Origin of the sequence: Kitasatospora sp. NPDC052896 (assembly GCF_044547075.1) — a bacterium.
In the GTDB taxonomy this organism is placed as follows: Bacteria; Actinomycetota; Actinomycetes; order Streptomycetales; family Streptomycetaceae; genus Kitasatospora.
Window position 1 is genome coordinate 143,629 of record NZ_JBITZU010000012.1, and the last position, 20,954, is coordinate 164,582.

23 protein-coding genes, 1 tRNA gene and 1 pseudogene are annotated in these 20,954 nt (G+C 71.6%); 11 read left to right on the forward strand and 14 right to left on the reverse strand.

Translation table 11 applies throughout. The annotated features are described in order from the left end of the window. Positions 1-154: 154 nt before the first annotated feature. Positions 155-652, reverse strand: coding sequence for a MarR family winged helix-turn-helix transcriptional regulator (locus ACIGXM_RS23650; RefSeq protein ID WP_396563972.1), 498 nt, complete (start codon positions 650-652; stop codon positions 155-157). 82 nt (positions 653-734) lie between these two features. Between ACIGXM_RS23650 and ACIGXM_RS23655 the strand changes: the two genes are divergently transcribed. Further along, positions 735-1,142 carry a VOC family protein gene (locus ACIGXM_RS23655; protein ID WP_396563974.1) on the forward strand — a complete coding sequence of 136 codons (408 nt, stop codon included), beginning with the start codon at positions 735-737 and terminating at the stop codon, positions 1,140-1,142. A 69-nt stretch (positions 1,143-1,211) separates the two neighbouring features. Here ACIGXM_RS23655 and ACIGXM_RS23660 read toward each other — a convergent pair whose 3' ends face one another. From ACIGXM_RS23660 to ACIGXM_RS23680, 5 genes are all read right to left on the reverse strand, one after another. Further along, the gene (locus ACIGXM_RS23660; protein ID WP_396563976.1) at positions 1,212-1,784 is read right to left on the reverse strand and encodes a DJ-1/PfpI family protein; all 573 of its coding nucleotides are present in this window, start codon (positions 1,782-1,784) and stop codon (positions 1,212-1,214) included. Between the two features lie 218 nt (positions 1,785-2,002). Next, positions 2,003-2,076, reverse strand: a tRNA-Lys gene (locus ACIGXM_RS23665). A 121-nt stretch (positions 2,077-2,197) separates the two neighbouring features. After that, on the reverse strand, positions 2,198-4,342 hold the full coding sequence (locus tag ACIGXM_RS23670) for a dipeptide ABC transporter ATP-binding protein (protein ID WP_396564046.1): 2,145 nt from the start codon (positions 4,340-4,342) through the stop codon (positions 2,198-2,200). A 5-nt stretch (positions 4,343-4,347) separates the two neighbouring features. Further along, on the reverse strand, positions 4,348-5,316 hold the full coding sequence (locus tag ACIGXM_RS23675) for an ABC transporter permease (RefSeq protein WP_396563978.1): 969 nt from the start codon (positions 5,314-5,316) through the stop codon (positions 4,348-4,350). A 14-nt stretch (positions 5,317-5,330) separates the two neighbouring features. Continuing rightward, entirely contained in the window at positions 5,331-6,314 is a 984-nt protein-coding gene (locus tag ACIGXM_RS23680; RefSeq protein WP_396563980.1) for an ABC transporter permease, read from the reverse strand. Between the two features lie 292 nt (positions 6,315-6,606). On the opposite strand from ACIGXM_RS23680, the gene ACIGXM_RS23685 reads away from it, so the two are divergent. From ACIGXM_RS23685 to ACIGXM_RS23695, 3 genes and pseudogenes are all read left to right on the forward strand, one after another. Continuing rightward, positions 6,607-8,322 carry an ABC transporter family substrate-binding protein gene (locus ACIGXM_RS23685; protein ID WP_396563981.1) on the forward strand — a complete coding sequence of 572 codons (1,716 nt, stop codon included), beginning with the start codon at positions 6,607-6,609 and terminating at the stop codon, positions 8,320-8,322. Positions 8,323-8,652: 330 nt separating this feature from the next. Continuing rightward, positions 8,653-8,892, forward strand: a pseudogene (locus tag ACIGXM_RS23690) (low temperature requirement protein A); the annotation flags it as partial. A gap of 106 nt (positions 8,893-8,998) precedes the next feature. Then, positions 8,999-9,646 (forward strand): pentapeptide repeat-containing protein, encoded by a 648-nt coding sequence (locus tag ACIGXM_RS23695; protein WP_396563983.1) that lies wholly within the window; start codon positions 8,999-9,001, stop codon positions 9,644-9,646. Between the two features lie 29 nt (positions 9,647-9,675). On the opposite strand, the gene gcvH is transcribed toward ACIGXM_RS23695, so the two are convergent. From gcvH to ACIGXM_RS23710, 3 genes are all read right to left on the reverse strand, one after another. Further along, positions 9,676-10,068, reverse strand: coding sequence for a glycine cleavage system protein GcvH (gene gcvH / locus ACIGXM_RS23700; protein WP_396563985.1), 393 nt, complete (start codon positions 10,066-10,068; stop codon positions 9,676-9,678). Between the two features lie 26 nt (positions 10,069-10,094). Continuing rightward, entirely contained in the window at positions 10,095-10,868 is a 774-nt protein-coding gene (locus ACIGXM_RS23705; protein ID WP_396563987.1) for a hypothetical protein, read from the reverse strand. Positions 10,869-11,391: 523 nt separating this feature from the next. After that, positions 11,392-11,838: an anthrone oxygenase family protein gene (locus tag ACIGXM_RS23710; RefSeq protein WP_396563988.1), complete on the reverse strand. Its 447-nt coding sequence runs from the start codon at positions 11,836-11,838 to the stop codon at positions 11,392-11,394. 93 nt (positions 11,839-11,931) lie between these two features. Between ACIGXM_RS23710 and ACIGXM_RS23715 the strand changes: the two genes are divergently transcribed. Both ACIGXM_RS23715 and nadE read left to right on the forward strand, forming a co-directional pair. Beyond that, positions 11,932-12,516 carry a TetR/AcrR family transcriptional regulator gene (locus tag ACIGXM_RS23715; protein ID WP_396563990.1) on the forward strand — a complete coding sequence of 195 codons (585 nt, stop codon included), beginning with the start codon at positions 11,932-11,934 and terminating at the stop codon, positions 12,514-12,516. 171 nt (positions 12,517-12,687) lie between these two features. Further along, positions 12,688-13,518: an ammonia-dependent NAD(+) synthetase gene (nadE, locus tag ACIGXM_RS23720; RefSeq protein WP_396563992.1), complete on the forward strand. Its 831-nt coding sequence runs from the start codon at positions 12,688-12,690 to the stop codon at positions 13,516-13,518. Positions 13,519-13,566: 48 nt separating this feature from the next. Here nadE and ACIGXM_RS23725 read toward each other — a convergent pair whose 3' ends face one another. The 3 genes from ACIGXM_RS23725 to ACIGXM_RS23735 are packed head-to-tail and all read right to left on the reverse strand — an operon-like array spanning position 13,567 to position 14,289. Then, a complete protein-coding gene (locus ACIGXM_RS23725; protein ID WP_396563994.1) occupies positions 13,567-13,749 on the reverse strand; it encodes a hypothetical protein in 183 nt (60 codons plus the stop codon). Then, on the reverse strand, positions 13,746-14,069 hold the full coding sequence (locus tag ACIGXM_RS23730; RefSeq protein WP_396563996.1) for a hypothetical protein: 324 nt from the start codon (positions 14,067-14,069) through the stop codon (positions 13,746-13,748). Before ACIGXM_RS23730 ends, ACIGXM_RS23725 begins: the two co-directional genes overlap by 4 nt. Further along, on the reverse strand, positions 14,056-14,289 hold the full coding sequence (locus ACIGXM_RS23735) for a hypothetical protein (protein ID WP_396563998.1): 234 nt from the start codon (positions 14,287-14,289) through the stop codon (positions 14,056-14,058). The genes ACIGXM_RS23730 and ACIGXM_RS23735 overlap by 14 nt, the downstream gene beginning before the upstream one ends. 124 nt (positions 14,290-14,413) lie before the next feature. Between ACIGXM_RS23735 and ACIGXM_RS23740 the strand changes: the two genes are divergently transcribed. The 3 genes from ACIGXM_RS23740 (at position 14,414) to ACIGXM_RS23750 (ending at position 16,027) form a co-directional block, all read left to right on the forward strand. Continuing rightward, positions 14,414-15,283 carry a Scr1 family TA system antitoxin-like transcriptional regulator gene (locus ACIGXM_RS23740; RefSeq protein ID WP_396564000.1) on the forward strand — a complete coding sequence of 290 codons (870 nt, stop codon included), beginning with the start codon at positions 14,414-14,416 and terminating at the stop codon, positions 15,281-15,283. Continuing rightward, a complete protein-coding gene (locus ACIGXM_RS23745; RefSeq protein WP_396564002.1) occupies positions 15,243-15,452 on the forward strand; it encodes a DUF397 domain-containing protein in 210 nt (69 codons plus the stop codon). The genes ACIGXM_RS23740 and ACIGXM_RS23745 overlap by 41 nt, the downstream gene beginning before the upstream one ends. A 158-nt stretch (positions 15,453-15,610) precedes the next feature. Continuing rightward, complete coding sequence (locus tag ACIGXM_RS23750) at positions 15,611-16,027, forward strand: ester cyclase (protein ID WP_396564004.1); 417 nt, start codon at positions 15,611-15,613, stop codon at positions 16,025-16,027. Positions 16,028-16,098: 71 nt separating this feature from the next. Here ACIGXM_RS23750 and ACIGXM_RS23755 read toward each other — a convergent pair whose 3' ends face one another. After that, complete coding sequence (locus ACIGXM_RS23755; protein WP_396564006.1) at positions 16,099-17,277, reverse strand: M20/M25/M40 family metallo-hydrolase; 1,179 nt, start codon at positions 17,275-17,277, stop codon at positions 16,099-16,101. A 380-nt stretch (positions 17,278-17,657) separates the two neighbouring features. Here ACIGXM_RS23755 and ACIGXM_RS23760 point away from each other — a divergent pair, with 380 nt between their 5' ends. Then, on the forward strand, positions 17,658-19,718 hold the full coding sequence (locus ACIGXM_RS23760; protein ID WP_396564008.1) for a phosphocholine-specific phospholipase C: 2,061 nt from the start codon (positions 17,658-17,660) through the stop codon (positions 19,716-19,718). Here the strand turns inward: ACIGXM_RS23760 and ACIGXM_RS23765 are convergent. Beyond that, a complete protein-coding gene (locus ACIGXM_RS23765) occupies positions 19,708-20,436 on the reverse strand; it encodes a L,D-transpeptidase family protein (RefSeq protein ID WP_396564010.1) in 729 nt (242 codons plus the stop codon). The two genes, ACIGXM_RS23760 and ACIGXM_RS23765, sit on opposite strands and share 11 nt — an antisense overlap. A 262-nt stretch (positions 20,437-20,698) precedes the next feature. On the opposite strand from ACIGXM_RS23765, the gene ACIGXM_RS23770 reads away from it, so the two are divergent. Beyond that, on the forward strand, positions 20,699-20,953 hold the full coding sequence (locus ACIGXM_RS23770; protein WP_396564012.1) for a hypothetical protein: 255 nt from the start codon (positions 20,699-20,701) through the stop codon (positions 20,951-20,953). The last annotated feature ends 1 nt before the right edge of the window (position 20,954 follow it).

The following is a 20,954-nucleotide window of genomic DNA, read 5'->3' on the forward strand; positions in this document are numbered from 1 at the left end:
GGGGGGGGGGGGGGGTGTTTTGTGCGCGGAGCGGGTGGGGGGGGGGTGTTCTTTTTCGCGGGGGGGGCTGTTGGGGGCTCGCCGGGCCCCCCACTAAGCCCACCGCTCACACTCCGGCCGCCAGTACGCCGCGCCCCCTGTTACGCCGCCCTCATCACGCCGCGCCCCCGTCCATCCCGGCCCCCGCCACCCCCGCGAACACCTTCCGCAGCAGCCCGTGCAGCTGGGCCCGCTCGTCGGTGGTCAGGGGGGCGAGCAGTTCGTCCTGCACCTCGCGGGCCTCGGCGCGGAGTTGGTCCAGCGCGGTCCGTCCCTCAGTGGTGAGGGTGACCAGGACCCGGCGCCGGTCGGCGGTGTCGCGGGCGCGTTCGACCTGGCCGGCCGCCGCCAGGCCGTCCAGCACCTTCACCACGTCGCTCGGGTCGATGGCCAGCCGGGTGGCCAGCTCGCGCTGCACGTGCGGGCCGTGGTCGGCCAGCGCGGCCAGGACCGCCATGTGCCACAGCCGCAGGTCCCGCTCCGCGAGCCGCTCCGCCAAGCGCAGTCGGGCCGCCTTGCCGGTCTTGGAGAGCAGGTAGGTGGTGAGGTCGAGCAGGCTCGGCGGGGTCGCGTCCAGTGGGCCCGGGGAGTCGGGGCGGTCCGTGTGGTCCATGCTTCCCATTCTAGGGATTCCTGGGAGCTGCCCAATGATAGGTTCGCACCCACTGATTCTGCATGCCGGACGTGAGGATGCCATGGACGCGCTCTACCCCCGCCTGCTGGTCGCCCGCTTCGCCGAGTGCTTCCGCTTCTACGACGCGGTGCTGCCCGAACTGCTCGGCGCGGCGAGGCAGAAGGGTGACCCGTCGGGGCCGTACGCCAACTGGGACGTCGGCATCGAGGCGGCCCTGGTGCTCTTCGACCGCGCGGCCCTGGCCGCCGTCGTCGGCACCGGGGACCTGCCCGCCGAACCGCCAGCCGCCCAGGACCGGACGATGCTCACCTGTCGGGTCCAGGACGTGGACGCGGCCCTGGCGCTCTGCCTCGCGCACGGCGGCACGCTGGTGGTCGGTGCGACCGACCGTCCGCAGTGGGGTCCGACGCTGCGCACCGCGCACCTGCGCGATCCCGACGGAACGCTGATCGAGCTGCAGTCCTACTGACGGAACGGCCCCGCCGGCGGAAGCGGGGGCAGTCCGCACGAAGCCGCCCCCGCCACCCCGATCGCCGGCTCAGGCCAACGGCGCCTTGCTGCGCAGCACCTCGATGAACGCGCGCAGCCAGGACGGGTGGTCCGGCCAGGCCCGGGCCGACACCAGCACGCCGTCCACCACCGCCTCACCGTCCTCGTACACCGCGCCCGCCGACAGCACGTCCGGCTCCAGGGCCGGGTACGCGGCGGTCCGCCGCCCGTCGAGCACGCCCGCCGCCGCGGTGATCAGCGGCCCGTGGCAGATCTGCGCGACCGGCTTCTCGGACGCGAAGAAGTGCGCCACGATGCGCTTCAGGTCCGGGTCGTTGCGCAGGTACTCGGGGGCGCGGCCGCCCGGGATGACCAGTGCCGCGTAGTCGGCCGGGTCGACGTCCGCGAAGGCCACGTCGGCCTGCCAGGTGTAGCCCGGCTTCTCGGTGTAGGTGTCGAAGCCGGGCTCGAAGTCGTGCACCACGAACCGCAGCTTCTTGGCGGCCGGGGCCGCGATGTCCACCTGGTAGCCCTCCTCCAGCAGCCGCTGGTACGGGTAGAGCACCTCCAGGGACTCCGCGGCGTCCCCGGCGACGAGCAGGATCTTCACAGCAGCAGCCATCGGCCGGCCTCGATTCTGATCAGCGGTCAGTTCGCCGGCCCGGCGGGCGACATCGGCCGGGCCGGGTGATGTCGACTACAACCTGTCGCACCCGTGCCGCTCTGCGCAACGGGGCGCTCCCGGCGCATCGGGAGGGGCGCCGGGGGTGTCGGGGGCCGCGGGTGCGCTGGAACGAATCAGGGCCTCCTCGCGATGGCGAGGAGGCCCTGACCTGCATGTGCGCCGCCAGGGACTCGAACCCCGGACCCGCTGATTAAGAGTCAGCTGCTCTAACCAACTGAGCTAGCGGCGCCTGCTGACACCGAGAACATTACACGGACATGAGGCTTTCGCCGAATCGTCATCCCGCGGTTGCGCAGCGTATCGATCGGTGCGAGTGGGGCCGCCGTCCGGCCCGTCCGCCTGACAGGGCCCTAACCGCGCCCCGGATAGTGGCAGGCGGCAGCGTGGTCGGCACTGGCCGATGCACTGGCCGATGGATCGGCTGAGGCGCCGGCCGGAGCTGGAGCCGAGGCTGGAGCCGGGGCAGGAGTGAGCGGCGGCGGCGTGTTGTCGCAGCTCGGCCGCAGCGCGGCGGGCAGCCCGGCGTAGACGGGGCAGCGAGTCCGGAACGGGCAGCCGGCGTGCCGAGTGGTCGGGCTGGGCGGATCACCCACGAGCAGCAGCCGGGTGCGTGCCCGCTCGGCGGCCGGGTCGGGCAGCGGCACGGCGGAGAGCAGCGCCCGCGTGTAGGGATGCCGAGGAGCGTCGAACACCGCGTCCACGGCGCCCTGTTCGACGGTCCGGCCCAGGTACGTCACGCTCACCCGGTCCGCCAGGTGCCGGATCACCGCGAGGTCGTGCGACACGAAGAGGTAGGCGAGCCCGAGTTCGGCCTTGAGCCGTTGCAGCAGGTTGAGCACGCCGGCCTGGATGGAGACGTCGAGCGCGGACACCGGCTCGTCCAGGACGAGGAGTTGGGGCTCGACGGCGAGCGCGCGGGCGATCGAGACGCGCTGCCGCTGGCCGCCGGAGAACTCGTGCGGGTAGCGGGCGGCGTGCGCGGGGTCGAGCCCGACCTGGCGCAGGAGTTCGGGGATCCGGCGGGCGATCAGCTCCCGGTCGGCGCGCTGGGCCCGCAACGGCTCGGCGATGATGTCGCCGACCGGCATCCGCGGGTCGAGGCTGGCCATCGGATCCTGGAAGACGATCTGTAGCTGGGCTCGCAGCCGGTGGGCGGCGTCCCGGCCGAGGGTGGCGGTGTCCTGCCCGAGCAGGGTGATCCGGCCGGCCTCGGGACGGGCCAGAGCGAGCACCTCGAAGAGGGTGGTGGACTTGCCGGAGCCGGACTCGCCGACCAGCCCGAGGGTCTCGCCGCGCCGGATGTCCAGGTCGACCCCGTCCACCGCGTACACCTCGCCGACCTTGCGCTTGAAGACCGAGCCCTTCAGCACCGGGAAGGTCCTGGCCAGCCCGCTGACCTCCAGCACGGACGGCAGCTCGGCACGGGAGGCCGGCCGGGTCACCGGCGGGACGGCGGGCACGGGGTAGACCTCCGCCGGCGCCGGCCGGGTCCGGGCCAGCTCCTCGGCCCTGACGCAGGCGGCGGCGTGGGAACCCCCGCCGAGCGCCGGCTCGGCGCCCCGGCAGCGCTCCTCGACCAGCGGGCAGCGCGGCGCGAACGGGCACCCGCCGGTCAGCGCGCCGGGTGCCGGCGGGTTGCCGGGGATCGGGACCAGCGGTCCGCCCCGGGCGTCCAGTCGCGGCACGGCGCCGACCAGCCCGAGCGTGTACGGGTGCCGGGGCGCGGCGAAGAGCTCGTCGACGCCCGCGTGCTCCACCACCCGCCCCGCGTACATCACCGCGACCCGGTCGGCCATCTGGGCGATCACCCCGAGATCGTGGCTGACCAGCACCAGCGCGGCGCCGGTCTCCCGCTGCGCGGTCCGCAGCACGTCCAGCACCTGTGCCTGGATGGTGACGTCGAGCGCGGTGGTGGGCTCGTCGGCGAGCAGGATGTCGGGCTGGTTGGCGACCGCCATGGCGATCATCGCGCGCTGCCGCATGCCGCCGGAGAACTCGTGCGGGAAGCTCTCCAGCGCCCGCCCGGGGTCGGGGATGCCGACCAGCTCGAGGAGTTCGGCCGCCCGCCGCCGGGCCTCGGCCTTGCCGACGCGCTGGTGCGCCAGCACGGCCTCGGCGATCTGCTCGCCGATCCGGTAGACGGGGGTGAAGGCGGAGAGTGGATCCTGGAAGACCATCGAGATCCGCCGGCCGCGGATCCGGGCCAGCTCACGGCCAGGCAGGCCGATCAGCTCCTGCCCGTCCAGGCTGACCGAACCGCGGACCGTCGCGGTGCCGGGCAGCAGGCCGAGCACGGCGAGCGCGGTGACCGACTTGCCGGAGCCGGACTCGCCGACGATGCCGAGCGTCTCACCGCGTCGCAGGGTGAGGTCGACGCCGCGGACGGCGGGGACGGCCGCCCGGCCGCGGCCCCCGGCGAACTCGACGTGCAGGTCGCGGACGGTCAGCAGCTCGGTGCCGGATCCGGTCCGGCGCTGGGCCGGCAGATCGGTGATGGCGCTCACGAAGTGGCCTCGGGGGTCGAAGGGGCGGCGACGGCCCGTCGTCGGGCGGCCCGCCGGGACGGGCGCCGGCCGGCCGCGGCCGTGGGATCGAGCGCGTCCCGCAGCCCGTCCCCGATCAGGTTGACGGCCAGCACGAAGAGCACCAGCAGCCCGGCGGCGAAGTAGAACATCCACGGGTAGGTCGGCGCGGCGTCCGTGCCGTCGGCGATCAGGGTGCCGAGCGAGACGTCCGGCGCGCGCACCCCGAAGCCGAAGTAGGAGAGCGTGGTCTCGCTCATCACCGCCGCGCCGACCGCGATGGTCGCGTCGACGATCAGGTAGGAGGCGGCGTTCGGCAGGACGTGTCGCAGGATGATCCGCAGCGGCCGGACCCCCATGAACCGTGCGGCGCGGACGAATTCGCGCTCCTTGAGCGAGATCGTCATCGAGCGCACCACCCGCGCGGTGATCATCCAGTTGAACGCGGCCAGCAGTACCACGAAGGCGATCCAGCCGGCGTCCTTCAGCCGCGGCGAGATGATGGTGATCACCAGGAAGCTGGGGAAGACCAGCAGCAGGTCGACCACGAAGATCAGCAGCCGGTCGGTCCAGCCGCCGAAGTACCCGGCGCAGGCGCCGACCAGGCCGGCCAGCACGGTGGAGAGCAGCGCCACCAGCAGGCCGATGATCAGCGACTTCTGCAGCCCGCGCAGGGTCTGCGCGTAGACGTCCTGACCGAGCCCACCGGTCCCGAACCAGTGCTGGGCGGAGGGCGGTTGGCGCATCGCGGAGTAGTCGACGTCGGTGTACGTCCAGTGCGTCAGGAACGGACCGACGAAGGCCAGCAGGAAGAGGAACACCACGATCAGGCAGCCCACCAGCGCGCCACGGGCGGCCAGCAGCCGGCCGAGCACCAGCCGCCCCCGGCCGGGCGCCCGCACGGTGGCGGGGGCGGGTGCCACGAGTGCGTCGGTCTCCGTCGTCATCTCGGCTCCCGTCATCAGGCCCGGACCCGCGGGTCCAGGGCGGCGTGCAGCGCGTCGGCGAGGAACCCGGAGGCCAGCACCACCACCGCGGTGAACAGGTTGACCGCGACCACCGCGTTGGTGTCGTTCTCCTGGACGGCGCTGATGAACCACTCGCCCATGCCGTGCCAGCCGAAGATCTCCTCGGTGAAGGTGGCGCCGGTCAGGATGCCCAGGAAGCTGTAGGCGAAGAGGGTGGCCATCGGGATCACGGCGGTCCGCAGCCCGTGCTTGACCAGCACCCGGCGCCGGCTCAGCCCCTTGGCCTCGGCGGTGCGCAGGTAGTCGGAGCCGAGCACGTCCAGCATCGTGCCGCGTTGGTAACGGCTGTACTGGGCAAGGCCGGTGAGCGCCAGCGACAGGGTGGGCAGCAACAGGTGGACGCCCCAGTCGGCGAGACGGGCGCCGATCCCGCCGGTCAGCCCGGGCGTCTGGTACCCGGTGAAGTTGATCAGCTGGTGCCCGCTGGCCTGGTTGATCGCGATCGCACCGTTCTTGAGGAAGAGCGCCAGCAGGAAGACCGGGGTGGAGAGCAGCACGAACGAGGCGATGGTCAGCGCCCGGTCGGACACCCGGTACTGCCGCACCGCACCCCAGGCGCCGGCGGCCACCCCGAGCAGCATCCCGAGCAGGCTGCCGATCACCAGCAGCCGCAGCGAGACCCAGACCCGGCGGCCGAACTCGGCGTTGATCGAGGTGTTGTGGATGCTCTGGCCGAGGTCGCCGTGGAGCACGGCCCGGTCGGCCCAGTGGCCGAAGCGGATCACCACCGGTGTCCTGTCGTTGATGCCGAGCGCGGTGAGCTGGCGGTCCACCGCGGCGGCGGACGGCCGGGGTTGCTTGGCCTCGAAGTAGGCGCGCGGGTTGAGCGCGCTGCTGGCCAGCGCGAACGCGAGGAAGACCGCCACGACCAGGAGCAGCAGGTAGTAGGCGAGACGCTTCGCCAGGTAGCGGAGCATCAGCCGCTCCCCGCCGGGGAGTTCCCGATCGTCATGAGTACCGAGCCTTCGCTGGGAGGAGTGTCGTGATTCGTGTCCGCTCAGAGTGTTACAGCGAGTTGCGGAGCGGATGTTGCGTCGGTGTTGCGTCGCGTTGCGGTTCCGTCATGGCCCAATTTCGTCCTCTGGTAGAGGCGTTGATCCGCTGTTAGCTTCGGCCTGGCCGAGCATCGACAAGTTGCCCAGGCCGGTCGGTCGCCACACCTGGCGGCTGGACACCTCCGACACGACCCAACGCTGGGAGACCCCTTCCATGGCCGTAGTTGCCCCGGGCCGCCGATCGTCCGGCCGGCGCATTCCGCGTGCGCTGTTCGCCGCCACCGCGTGCGCGCTGCTCGTCGCCGGATGCGGCTCGGGCGGCTCGGGGGCCGGCGGTACGGCGACCAGCGCCGCGCCCGCGCTGAGCGCCACCGACACCAACCCGCAGCCGCTGTCCGACGTCAGGGACGGCGGCGAGCTGCGGCTCCCGCTCCAGCAGTGGATCAGCCAGTGGAACCCGTACCAGGTGGACGGCACCTACGGCGACTCGGTCGAGATCATGAAGATGGTCGAGCCGATGCTGTTCCGGGTGGACGCCTCCGGTGTCTACCAGCCGGTGCCGGAGTACCTGGAGTCGGCCAAGCTGGTCTCCACCTCCCCGCAGGTGGTGGACTACAAGCTCAACCCGAAGGCGAAGTGGTCGGACGGCAAGGCGCTCAGCTACCTCGACTTCAAGGCCGTGTGGCAGGCCGACAACGGCCAGAACCCGGCCTACGACGCGGCCAGCAACGCGGGCTACGACCAGATCGGCGACGTCTCGCAGGGCGCGGACCCGACCGAGGTCAGGGTCACCTTCAGCACTCCGTACGCCGACTGGCAGAGCCTCTTCTACCCGCTGCTCCCGGCGGCGGGGATCGCCACCCCGGACGAGTTCAACAAGGGCTGGATCGAGCGGATCCCGATCACCGGCGGCGCGTTCAAGCTCGGCACCACCGACAAGACCGCGCAGACCATCACCGTCGTGCCGGACCCCGCCTGGTGGGGGACCAGGCCGAAGCTGGACAAGTTCACCTACCGGGTGCTGAGCCAGGACGCGATCACCCAGGCGTTCCTCAACAACGAGATCGACGAGGCCTCGGCCGGCCGGGCCGACGCCTACAGTCAGCTGAAGGGCGACTCGGACGCGGTGATCCGCAGCGCCAGCCCCTGGGACGACGTGCACATCTCGCTCGGCTCCAACGGCCCGCTGGCCGACCAGCGGGTCCGCCAGGCGATCGGCGAGGCGCTCGACCGGCAGGCCCTGATCAAGGTGATGAACGCCGGAGTCCCCGTCCAGTTCAAGGAGTTGGGCAACCACTTCCTGATGACCAACCAGGTCGGCTACCAGGACAACTCCGGTCCGTGGGGCGCCTACGACCTGGCCTCGGCCAAGCAGCTGCTGACGGCGGCCGGTTGGCAGGAGGCCGGGGCCGGCCAGTCGCGCACCAAGGACGGCCAGAAGCTGGAGCTGCACTTCGTGGTGGGCCAGGGCTCCGCGCAGAGCACCTTCGACCTGGCCACCGCGACCCAGAACATGCTGCTGCAGGCGGGCATCAAGGTGGACGTGGACCGGGTGCCGGACAACGACCTGGACGACAAGTACATCAACACCGGCAACTTCGACCTGGCGACCTGGCGCAACACCGGCTCCTTCCCGCCCTCGACCGCGATCCCGTACTACCAGGAGCCGGTCGGCAACAACGTCTTCGAGAACTACTCGCGGCTGAGCACCCCGGAGATCGACAGCCTGCTCAAGCAGGCGGCCAGCACCTTGGACCAGGCGCAGTCGCTCAAGCTCTACAACGAGGCGGACGCCAAGATCTGGGAGCTCGGGCACACCATCGAGCTCTACCAGCGCCCGGGGATCGCCGCCTTCCGCAAGGGCTTGGCCAACTACGGCGAGAGCGGGCTCGCGGACACCGACTACACTACGGTCGGCTGGCAGAAGTAGCGCCGGTACGGAGAGTCGAGGCGCTGTCGGGCAGCGCGGTGATCACGAGGCCGGTGCGGCCGGGTCGGGGGAATGTCTCCCCCGGGCTCGCCGCACCGGCCTTGACCTTCCGCGTTGCCCGCAGGACGCCCCTGTCGCCGATCCACTGGGAAGGAATGTATCGGGACATTCGGGGCGCCTGCCCGGCGCGACGCGAGGGCGCGCCCGGCGGCGGCCGAGCTGTCACCCGTCTCGCGCACTGGATCGTCAACTCCCCTTGACGGGATGGCGGGGGAGTTGGGCGACCCAGGTGACCGGCCGCCGTGGCGTGCCGGGCGGATGCGTGCGCGGGTCGCGGCGGCCACCGTCGCGGTGCGGTCGGCGGTGGACGAGCACCGGTCGCCGGGGCGGCTGCTGCCGGTCGCGGTCGGCCGCCTGCTGCTCTGCTTCTCGGCCTGGTGGATCTACTTCGCCCGCTCGGTGCACGAGCACCTGCGCTCCAACCGGCAGGCGTTCCTCTGGGGGTGCGGCCACTATCTGATCTTCGGATCGGCGGCGGCGATCGGGGCCGGACTGGAGGTGGCGGTGAGGGTCGTGCCGCACGCTCGGGACACGGCCGCGGCCTGAGCGGCGGCTGTCGGTGTCGGGTGCGAGGATCGCCAGGCCGTCCCCGCGTCCCTTCCGGAGGTTCCACCCCATGCCCCGCGAACTCGCCGACCTGCCCTTCGCCCACCTGCTCCAGCCGCACTCCGGCCCGTGGCGCCGCGACGAGCGCTACGACACCGCGCACTTCGACGGCGGCACGTACCAGGGCGTGCAGGCGGGTGGGGCGTCCTTCCTGGAGTGTGCGTTCACCGGCGTCTCGGTGCTCGAGGCCCGGCTGCGGCAGGCCCGGTTCACCGAGGTGTGGCTGGACGCCTGTCGCTGGGTGGCCACCGACCTGGCCGAGAGCGAGTGGCAGGACGCCACCGTGCGCGGCGGCCTGTTCGCCGGGATCGCCGGCTACAGTGCGCAGCTGCGCCGGCTGGTGCTGCGCCAGTGCAAGCTGGAGTCGGTCAACCTGCGCTCCGCGGTGCTGCGCGAAGTGGTCTTCGAGGACTGCCAGTTGACCGACGTGGACTTCGGTGGGGCGAAGCTCACCGAGGTCTCGTTCCCGGGCAGTTCGCTGCAGCAGGTGCGCTTCGGCGGTGCGAAGCTGACGAAGGTGGACCTGCGCGGCGCCACCCGGCTGGACCTCCCGGACGGCCACGAGGGCCTGCGCGGCGCGCTCATCTCGTCCGTCCAACTCTTCGAGCTGGCACCGCAGTTCGCGCAGGCGTTGGGGGTCGTGGTGAAGGACGCCTGAGCGGGGGCGGGCCCCGCTCAGGCGCGGCCCTACGCCTCTTCCCTGAGGTACTCCTCGTACTTGGCGGCGGAGAGCAGGCCGTTCAGATCGGCGGCCTTCGCCAGGGTCAGTTCGATCAGCCAACCGTCGCCGTAGGGGTCGTCGTTGACCGATTCCGGCTCACCGTCCAGGCTCTCGTTCACTGCCGCGACGGTACCGGCGACCGGGACGTAGACCTCGGACACCGCCTTGACCGACTCGATGCTGCCGAAGGGCTCGCCGGCGTCGAACTTGTCCTTGACCTTGGGAAGTTCGACGTACACGATGTCGCCGAGTTGCTTCTGTGCGAACTCCGTGATGCCGATCCGTACCTTGCCGTTGTCCAGCGTCCTGATCCACTCGTGGTCCCTGGTGTACTTGAGGTCGCTCGGGGTGTCGGCCATGTTTCTCTCCTTTGATGGGTGTGCCGTCAGCGGGTGAGCTTGAGGGAGGTGTACTCGCGGATGCCCTCGGAGCCGCCGGTGCCGGCACCGTCGAGGCTGGCGAGGAGCGAGAGCTGGTGGCCGGTGGCCTGCTGGGTGCTGGGGGCGGGCAGCGCGGGGAGGGCGACGGTGGCGGTCCAGGGCTGGTCGGTGGCGGGGCAGGGGAGGCTGGCCAGCGCGCTGCCCACGGCGATGCCGGCGGCGGACCTGTCGGTGAGGGTGAGGGTGAGGTTCACGGTGGGGGCGGTGCTGGAGCAGCCGTACGTGCCGGTGGCGGTGTAGCCGCCGCTGGCGTCGGGTGTGAGCGTGGGGTTGGCCCGCAGGAAGAGCGGGTGGTTGAAGAGGATGGCCTCGGCGGTGGCCTCCTCGCCTACCTGGCCGCTCCGGGTGATGGTGGCGTGGGCCTCGGCGGGGTGGTCCCTGGTGAAGACGGGGGAGCCGGCGTCGGGGGTGACGGTGGTGGTGAAGGTGCCGTCGGCGGTCTGGCAGGGGACGGTGACGTCGGCCGTGCCGTGTGCGTTGTTGTCGGCCGCGAGGTCGAGCCGGATCCGGGCGTTGCCGGTGTGGTCGGCGTCCTGGCACGCGTAGCCGCCGTCGAGGACGACCATGCCGCTGGGGGTGACGGAGGCGGTCGCCTGTCTGATCCACACGTCGAGTGAGGACGTGGTGGTCGTGGCCGGGGCCGGGGCGGCCTGGGCGGGGGCGGCGGTGAGGACGGTGGCGGCCGCCAGGGTGGTGGCGGCGAGGATGGTGCTGCGCATGGGAGCCTCGTTCTTCGGACGGGACGCACGGACGCCGTGCGGGCAGGTGCCCGCACGGTGACCGAACGTATGCGAATGGGTGCGAGGTGTCGGTGCAGCCACGCCGATGCGACGCCGGTCCTCGCCGGCGCCCCCTGAGGTCGCCCGCCGGCACGCCGCCGGCCGATGACGCCACGTCGGAGCGGCAAGGGTCGTCGGGCCGGGGAACGCGGTGGTGCCGAGCCGGGGCGCGACCACGGGGGCCACCCGAGAGGGTCAGGTGAACGCCCGTGCTCTTGGCCGCTGTTCGGGACAGTGGACCACCGGAACGCGACGGCCGACGCCCGGCCTCGGGCCCGGCCTGAACTCGATCCGACGGCCCTGGGCGCCCCTGTGGACGACCTACCGCGTCCCCCCGGTCCGGCGCCCCCGCCTCGTCCGCCGGAGGCCGTGAACTCCCTTGCCCCGCCGGCCGATCCGGGTGGCTCGCCGACCCGGCCCGACCCGGCGAACCGACCCGGCGAACGGATCCGGCCGAAGGCCCCTAAACGAGGGCGACGGCGAACAGCGCGAAGGCGAGCACGATGACGCCCACGCGGACGTGGTGGAGTCGGTCCCACCGCTCCAGCTGCCGCTTCCAGTCCGCGGGTGCGCCCTCGTTCGACCAGGTCGCGACACGTGAGTTGATCGGCACGAGCAGCAGGATCGACATCACCACGCCCAGCACGAGCAGTGCGGTGCCCGTGGCGACCAGCGAAGCGCTCGCGCCGCCCCACGCCAGCGCGGCCCACACCGTGCCGAGGGCCACCGAGCCGAGGTACCAGAACGGCATGATCCGGCCGAGGACGCGTGCCCCGTCGCTGCGGGCGCCGAGTCCGCCATCGTTCGGGAGTCGGTCCAGGATCGGGTTGACGAACGCCGCCACCGCGAACTCCACGCCCACCATCACCCCGACCACGACGATCGTGACGACGGCCAGTGTCTCCTGCATGTCCCCTCCAAAGGCTCGTCCTAGCGATGCTAGGTCACAGGTCGATGCTAGGCATGTCGATGCTCAGATGTCTAGCAATGCTAGAATCCACCCATGTCGGTACACGAACGCAAGGAACGCGAGCGGGCCAACCGCCACAGGCTGATCGTCTCCACGGCCCGCGAGCTCGCCGAGACCCACGGCTGGGACGCCGTCACCACGCGCCGGCTCGCCGAGCGGATCGAGTACAGCCAGCCCGTGCTCTACAGCCACTTCCGGGGCAAGAGCGAGATCGTGGGAGCGGTCGCGCTGGAGGGGTTCGCCGAGCTGACGGCCGCACTGCGCGCCGCGGTGCCGGAGCGGCCCGGCGGCCGGGAGGCGGCGGCCGCGATGGCCCGTGCCTACACCGACTTCGCCGTGCGCAACCACGTCCTGTACGACGCGATGTTCAGCCTCGACAACGGCCTCCTGTTCGCCGACGAGGCCACGCCCGCTCCGCTGCGCGAGGCGTTCGAGGCCCTGCTGGAGCCCCTCGCCGACCACGCGCACCCCGATGATCCGGGGTTGTTCGCGGAGACCTTCTGGGCCGCGCTGCACGGGCTGGTCACCCTCACCCGTGCCGGACGCCTGCCCGCCGACCGGGTCCCCGACCGCCTCGCGCTCCTGGTCGACCGCTTCGTGCCCCGTGAGGGCCGGTGACCGCCGCCGGTTCACCGGGCCGGTCCCCCCGAGTGGGCGGGCGGCCGCCGGGGCACAGGCCCTGAGCAGGACTTCGCGGCCTTCCTCTAGAGTGCTTCCGTCCCCCACGCGCGCCTGCGGCCCCGGCGGCGCGTGCCGATCCTGCCCCGTGGGCCCGAGCGAGGAGCAACCGTGACCGACCTGGCGTCCATATCCGTGCAGCAGGAGATCGCCCGGGACCTCCGGGTGACCGCGTCCTTCGACGCACGGCAGGAGACCGAGCGCCGGGTGGCCTTCCTCGCCGACCAGCTGACCTCCACGGGCCTGCGCTCGTTCGTGCTGGGCATCAGCGGCGGGGTGGACTCCACGACCGCGGGCCGACTGTGCCAGCTCGCCGTCGAGCGGGTCCGTGCCGCCGGGCGGGAGGCGACGTTCTTCGCGATGCGGCTGCCGTACGGCGCCCAGGCCGACGAGCAGGACGCGCAGCTGGCGCTGGAGTTCATCCGGCCCGACCGGATCCTGACCGTCGACGTGCAGTCCGCCAGCGACGCCGCGCTGGAGGCGGTGCTGGCCGGCGGCACGGTCTTCCGCGACGCACACCACCAGGACTTCGTGCACGGCAACATCAAGGCCCGGCAGCGCATGATCGCCCAGTACGCGGTGGCGGGCGCGCACGAGGGCCTGGTCGTGGGCACCGACCACGCCGCCGAGGCGGTCTCCGGCTTCTTCACCAAGTTCGGCGACGGCGCGGCCGACGTGGTTCCGCTCACCGGCCTCACCAAGCGGCGGGTGCGGGCCATCGCGCAGGAGCTGGGTGCGCCCGACGCGCTGGTCCGGAAGACCCCGACCGCCGACCTGGAGACGCTGAAGCCGGGCCGGCCCGACGAGGACGCGCTCGGCGTCAGCTACGACGACATCGACGACCTGCTGGAGGGCAAGCCGGTCGAGGAGGCCGCCTTCGGGGTCATCGTCCGCCGCTACCGGCTCACCGAGCACAAGCGGCAGCTGCCGATCGCCCCCTGAGCTGGTCCTCGTCGGCGGGAGGGGGCCGGATCGCGCGCCGGCCGGGCCCTAGCGGTGCCGCGGCTCCTCGTCCGGGAGAGGGCGAGCCTGGAGGCAGCGGGGGCAGCCGCAGCTGGACCAGGCGAGGGGCGCGGCCGGGCGGTGTTCCGTCTCGACCTCCTCGGGGGCGGTGAGGTCGATCCGCCGGCCGGCGGAGGTGATCCGGTAGGTGCGGATCGTCATGCGGCTCATTCGGTCAGTTCCCTTGGCAAAGTGGGCAGTTCGGCCAGCCGAGCGGGCAGCGTGACACCCCGGATGACGCGGTCGAGGCAACGGGTGTGGGCGGCCAGGTAGTCGGAGATCGCCTGGAGCGCCCGAGCGCCGCAACCACCCAGCTCCACGTGCGCACCGGCCGGGGTGACGGTGATCCGGAACGCCTCCAGGCCGACCAGTGGAGGGAGTCCGGCGAGGTCCAGGGTGTCGGCGAGGGAGCGGATGGCCCGCTCCGCCTCCAGCCGGTAGAGGCGGGCCTGGTGCTGCTCGATGGTGGGGAACCCATCAGGAGTGCTCATGCCGGACCCCGATGCGGATCAACTGGGCCATGCGCAGCACCACGTCGGCTCGGGCGCGCCCGAGTTCGATCAGCACGACGCCGGTGCACGGCGCGTGGTCGTCGAGGGCGGCGGAGGGCAGGACGATCCCGGCCGAGTCGAGGGAGTCGGTCAAATCGGCGAGTGCGTGGACGGCTTGGGTGCGGGCGAGGTGCATGTGCCGCTGGAGTCTCGAGGTCATGGTTGGGGATCCCGGGAGTGATTGTCACTGACTGTGTCTCGATCGTCGCGCTCTGGAGCTACCCTGGGAAGCGGAACCGCGTCTCCAGTCGACAGGAGGAGACGCGTGGCGAGGGGAGCAGAAGATGGGCTTCAAGCCGAACGAGCTTCAGCCGGAACGCTCGGCCCGCGATCTGTACGGGTGGGAGATCCGTAGCCGCCGCGAGCGGGCGAACGGGATGTCCATCGCCGCCCTGGCGGAGATCGTGAACTTCAGCAAGGCCCATCTGGCGCGGATCGAGGCGGCGGAGTCGCTGCCACCGGAGGGGCTGTCCGAGAAGCTGGACGTGGCGTTCGGGACGGATGGGATCTTCGGCCGGCTCTACCCGCTGGCGAAGAAGGAGCCGTACCCCGACCGGTATCGGAGGTTCCTGGGGCAGGCCGCGAAGGCGGTGGTCCACGAGAGCTACGTCCCGATCGTGCACGGCTGGCTCCAGACGGCCGACTATGCGCGGGAGCTCTTCCGGGCCGCCACCCCGTATGCCGAAGTGCAGGAGATCGAGGAGAGGGTCTCGGCGCGCCTTGCTCAGCAGAAGCGGATGTACGGCCCCAAACCCGCCCGGTACTGGTTCATCCTGGATGAGGGCGCACTGCGCCGGGCGGTCGGCGGGCCTGAGGTGATGCAGGTTCAGATGAGCCGCATCCTGGCCGCCGGTGAGCTGCGGCATGTGACGATCCAGGTGCTGCCGTTCGGGAGTGGTGCGCACGGTGCGATGGTTGGTTCGCTCACGCTGCTGACCTCGCCCGAACGGTCCCTGGTGGCCTACCTTGAAGGCAGCAGTACCGGGCAACTTGTAGAGCGGCGAGATGAGGTCATCGCGCTTCGCGAGATCTACGATCTCCTCAGGGCCGAGGCCCTGTCGCCGCGGGACTCCGTGGAGAAGATCAGAGCGGTAATGGAGGAGTACGAGCGCCATGCGAACCGATCGACACACCGCCCAGTGGCGGAAGAGTAGTTACAGCAACGGTGGTGGCGGCGGCGGCGAGTGCATCGAGGTTGATGTCGTGAGCCCCGGGTGGGTGCGGGACTCCAAGGATCCCGAGGGGCCGGTGCTGGAGTTCTCGGCCGCCTCGTTCGCCACGTTCGTGCGTGCCGTCAAGACCGGTGCTTTCGAGGAAATCTGACGGCACGTACGGTACGCGCCCGACGCGTACCGTACGCACGTGACCGGGAACTTCCTCGCAACCCCCGGAGCAGCTGAGCCGGCTCAGGCGACGCTCGCCCTGTCGATCACGTCGAAGTGCACTGGCGCGGCGGATCGGCCGATGGATACGGTCCTTCCATGTCCGACTCGACTGCTGCCATCTGTAAGCACAATGCCGAGGTCGTCCGCCGCTACCTCCGGGTCTTCGAGACGAGGGAGGTCGCCGAGTTCGAAGAGCTCGTCGCGGAGGACGTCCTCGTTCACGGCGCGGGCTTCCACGGCCGGGGCCGGCACCTCCCCGAGGGGTCGGTGCTGACTCCGGGACTGTCCAACTGCCGCGTGCGGGTGGACGACCTCTTCGCCGCCGGCGACCGGGTCACCGTGGCCTTCACCCTCACCTACACCCACGACCGCAGCGGCCGGGACATCACCATGACGGGGGTCAAGTCCTACCGGCTCCGGGAGGGACGGATCGTCGAGTTCTGGGGCGAGACCGACCTGTACGGCCTCCTCCGCCAGGCTGGGCTGGTACCCGAGCGGATTCCGTCCTTCTGACCGCGCCGCACCACCGAAGCCGGTAGTCCCAGGTCGATCGCGAACACCCGCAGGCGGGAGGCGATCTCCGGTCAGCCGGCGGAGGCCGGCTCCGCTCGCAGGTCGTCGACGAGGTGGGCCAGGAGTGCCGCACGGTCGGGCATGTCGGCGATCGAGACGTGCTCGCCCTCGGCGTGGGCCCCGTCGCCGACGGCGCCCAGGCCATCGAGGGTGGGACACCCCACCGAGGCGGTGAAGTTCCCGTCGGAGGCGCCCCCGACCACGATGCTCCGCAGGGGCCCCAGGCCGAGGCGGTCCGCCTGGGTGCGAGCGCGCCGGAACAACGCGGCACCGGACGCGAGCGGCAGCGGAGGACGGTGCGGTCCACCGCTGACGGTCAGCGAGGTTCCGGGCACCACGGTCGTCAGGTCCCTCAGCGCGGCATCGATGCGGTCGGCCTCCTCCTGGCCGGGAACCCGCACGTCCAACTCGACGTACGCATGGGCCGGGACCGTGTTGCTCGCGGTGCCCGCCGCGCTCAGGGTCGGGGTGATGGTGGATCCCACCTCGGGCCTGGCCAGGGCGTCGACGGCCAGCAGCAGGTGCGCCAACGCCGTGAGCGCGTTGGCTCCCTTCTCCGGTTCCAGGCCCGCGTGCGCCGCGTGGCCGGCCACGTCCAGCCGGTACATGCCGGTGCCCTTGCGCCCGGTCTTCAGCGCGCCGTGACCGGAGCCCTCGAGGACCAGCGCAGCAACGGCCCGTCGGCCCAGGTCCTCGATCAGGTGCCGGCTGCTGTGGGAGCCGACCTCCTCGTCGGAGGTCAACAGGATCTCCACCCCGACCCGGTCGTCCAACACCGAGACGGCGTGCAGGAGCTGAACGATGCCGGCCTTCATGTCGAAGCAGCCGGGACCGGTGGCCGTACCGGCGGTCTCGTCCACCGCGAAGGGCCAGCGCTCCAGCGTGCTCAGCGGCCAGACCGTGTCGTAGTGCCCGATCAGGGCGACGGTGGCGCCACCTTCCCGAGCGGGCCAGCGCCAGCGGAGGTGAGTCCGGCCGGCGGACTCGACGAACTCGGCCGGGTCCCCCAGGAGTTCCTTGCCGAGTTCGGAGACCACGTGGGCACCGGCGGCGCAGGCAGCCAGGTCCTCCGAGGGGGTCTCGGTGGAAACCAGCCTCCCGAGCTCGTCCACCATGCGGTCCGTCCGTCGGCGTAGCCCTGCCAGTCGGTCATCGCCCTTGATCGTCTCCACCCCGACATCATCGCTCACGGCCCACGCGCCCCGGCGTAGGGGCCTGGCGCCGGTGTCCGAACGGCCGCCTCGCCGGCCGGCGAATCGCCCGCCCTCGGCGTGGAGCCGCCGCCGCTCCCGAAACGATCAGTTGGGCCCATCTCCCTGACACGGCCAACCTGGGTTCACCCTGTGGCAACCCGCTGACGGTGAGACGAACAGTCCGACAAACTCGCCGCACAGCCCTGGTGTCCGGCGAGCCGGTGGAGTCAGGATGGCGCGCGGCTCATGTTGTACACACAACCCTCCAGGCGCGTACGTGCGTACGGCATGCGGACAGGGCCTCAGGCACCGCGCGGCATCCGCCCGTGGGCCGGTATGCCGCCCGGCGCGGCGCGATCGAAGGGTCGGCGATCCCGATGACAGAGCTGAGCCGTAGAACGTTCATGGTGGCCGCCGCGGGTGCGGCGGCCACCGCGGCGGTGAGTTCCTCCACCGCGTCCGCCTCCACCGCGTCCGCCGCCACCGCGACCGGGCTCACCAGCACGGGCACCATCACCGACGCCCAGCACATCGTGATCCTGATGCAGGAGAACCGCAGCTTCGACCACTACTTCGGCATGCTGCAGGGCGTCCGCGGCTTCGCCGACCGCAGCGCGATCCAACTCGCCGGCGGCTACTCGGTGTTCAACCAGCCCAACGGCGGCGGCCGGCAGTACCCGTGGGCGTTCAGTGCCACCGGTCCGGCCGGCGGCGCCGACCCCGAGCGGCTCGCCCAGTGCAACGGCGACCTCTCGCACGCCTGGAGCGACCAGCACGCGGCGTGGAACAACGGCAAGATGGACTCCTGGGTCTCGGCCAAGGGCAACGTCCGCACACTCGGCTACCTGCGGCGCGCCGACATCCCGTTCCACTACGCGCTGGCCGACAACTACACCGTCTGCGACGCCTACCATTGCTCGATCCTGAGCGCCACCGGCCCCAACCGCACCTACCACTGGAGTGGTTGGATCGACCCGGCCGGCACCGCGGGCGGCCCGGCGTACGACGGTGGCGACGAGTCCGGGTTGCGCTGGCAGACCTACGCCGAGGCCCTGGAGGCCGCCGGGGTGAGCTGGAAGGTCTACCAGAACGCCAGCGACAACTTCGGTGACAACGCCCTGGCCTACTTCACCCAGTTCGCCAACGCGCCGGCCGGCAGCGACCTGGCCGTCAAGGGCATGGGTTCGGTGCCGAGCACCGGCAACACCCCGAACGACATCGCCGCCGCGATCCGCGCCGACGTGCTGGGCGGCACACTGCCGCAGGTCTCCTGGGTGGTCGCCGACCAGGGTTCGTCCGAACACCCCTACGCCACGCCCGAGGACGGCGCGCACTTCGTGCACATGGTGATCGACGCGCTGAACGCCGACCCCGACGTCTACAACTCCTCGATCCTCTTCCTCAACTACGACGAGAACGACGGGTTCTTCGACCACGTGCCGCCGCCCGTCGCCCCGGCCGGCACCGCCGATGAGACGTACGGCGGAACGCCCATCGGGCTCGGGTTCCGGGTCCCGATGATCGCCATCTCGCCCTGGAGCCGCGGTGGTTGGGTGAACTCCGAGGTCTTCGACCACACCTCGGTGCTGCGCTTCCTGGAGGTCTGGACGGCCGCCATCGGCAAGCCGGCCAACTGCCCCAACATCAGCGCGTGGCGGCGCAAGGTGTGCGGCGACCTCACCTCGGTCTTCGACTTCGCCAACCCGGTGTACGGCCTGCCGGCGCTGCCCGACACCTCGGCCACCATCGGCCTGTCCGCCTGCGGCCCGTTGCCCAACCCGGCGCCGGCGAACAACGCGCTGCCCGTGCAGGAGTCCGGCACCCGGCAGGCCCGGGCGCTGCCGTACCAGCCGAACGCCAACCTGGACCACCTCGAGTTCGACTCCGGCGGTGTCGCCAAGGTCTGGCTGTCGATGGCCAACGTCGGTGCCCAGGGCACGAGTTCGGCGCACTTCGCGGCCTACGCGAACGCCTACCGGAGCGGTGGGCCGTGGCAGTACACGGTGGACCCGGGCGGCTCGACCAGCGACTTCTTCAACTGCGGTACCGGGTACGGGAGCGGCGCGTACGACCTGAGCGTGGTCGGGCCGAACCGGTTCCTGCGGCGCTTCACCGGTAACACCGGCAAGGCCGGCAAGGCGGTGGCGGTGGCCGCCTCGTACGCGGCGGCGCCGGACACCGGGCAGCTCGCGATCTGGTTCGAGCTGACGAACAACGGGAGCTCGGCGGTGACCTTCACCATCGCCGCCGACAACTACCGGACGGACGGGCCCTGGACGTACCAGGTCCCGGCCGGAGGCAGTGTCAGCGACTACTTCAACGCGTGTGCCTACAGCGATGGTTGGTACGACCTGTCGGTGACCGTGGACGTGGACGCCAGCTGGTCGCAGCGGTTCACCGGGCACCTGGAGACGGGGGCGGCCAGCGTCACCGGCTGAGCGAGGCCGCGTCGCCCATCACGATGACGGGGTGCTGCTCCGGGTCGAGGGCCCGGAGCAGTGCCGCCATGTCGTCCTTCGACAGGCTGACGCAGCCGTGGGTCGGGCCGCCGTGGTCCACGTGCACCCAGATGCCGCCGCCCTTGCCGGTGCCCAGTGGCTCGCTCGGGTCGAGGGGTGACCTGCCGCTGATCCGGTTGTAGTCGATGGCCACCACGTAGTCGAAGGAGCCGGTCAGCGGTTCGCCGTCGAAGCCGTCGCCGCCGATGGTGAAGCCCGGGGACTGGTGGTAGGGGAGCTTGGTGCCGGGGTCGGCGAGCAGGCCGCCGGCGTCGCTCAGGGTGAAGACGCCGATCGGGGAACGCAGGTCGCCCACGTGGTGGTCGTCGGTCCAGCCGTTGAGCGCGTTGTGGGCGGGCCAGGGGGCCGCGGCGGGCCGCCAGCCCTGCTGGGTGCGCTGGTAGAGGGCGGCGGTGGCGGTCGAGGAGTCGCGGGCCTGGCCGGTGACCAGCAGGACCTGGTCGGTGTCCGCGGGTATTCGGGCCGTTGCGGCCGGGCCGACGCCGGGGAGGCCGGCCGGGCTGACGGGCGTGGCCGACGCGGCCGACGTGGCCGGCGCGGTCTGGCCGGACGGCGGGACGCCGCGGGTGTGGTCGACCGCGGCGGAATGCGACGGATCGCTGCAGGCGGCAAGGGTGGCGGCGGTCAGCAGTGCCATCAGGACCTGGCGGAGCCTGGCAGGGCGGGGCAATGGTCGACCCTTTCCGGGAGGGAGTGCGCTCACGGTTGTTGCACTACCGGGAAGGGCGCGGTGGTTGCCCGGGGCCGGAACTTTTTTCGCCGCCGCCGGGGTGGGTATGGGGCGGGTGTGGGGGCTGAGGCGGGAGGGTAGCCGCCGGCCGAGCTGCTCGACGTGCGGGGTGGTACCAGCGGTGACATGTTGGTCACAGTCCCTTGGCCGACCACCACAAGGAGGAGACATGGGATTCTTCGACCGGCTCAGGAGCAAGACGGACGAGGTCCTCGAACACGCCAAGGCCGGACTCGGCGGCCACCACCAGCAGGCCTCCGACGCGATGGGCTCGGCCGGACAGAAGGCCGCCGAGCGCATGCCCGGCCCGGCCGCGGACGCGATGGGCAACGCCACCCACAAGGCCCAGGACATGGGCCAGGACGAGATCGAGCAGGCAGCCCACGACATGGAGAGTGAAGGTGGCCCCGACCCGGAGAAGTAGG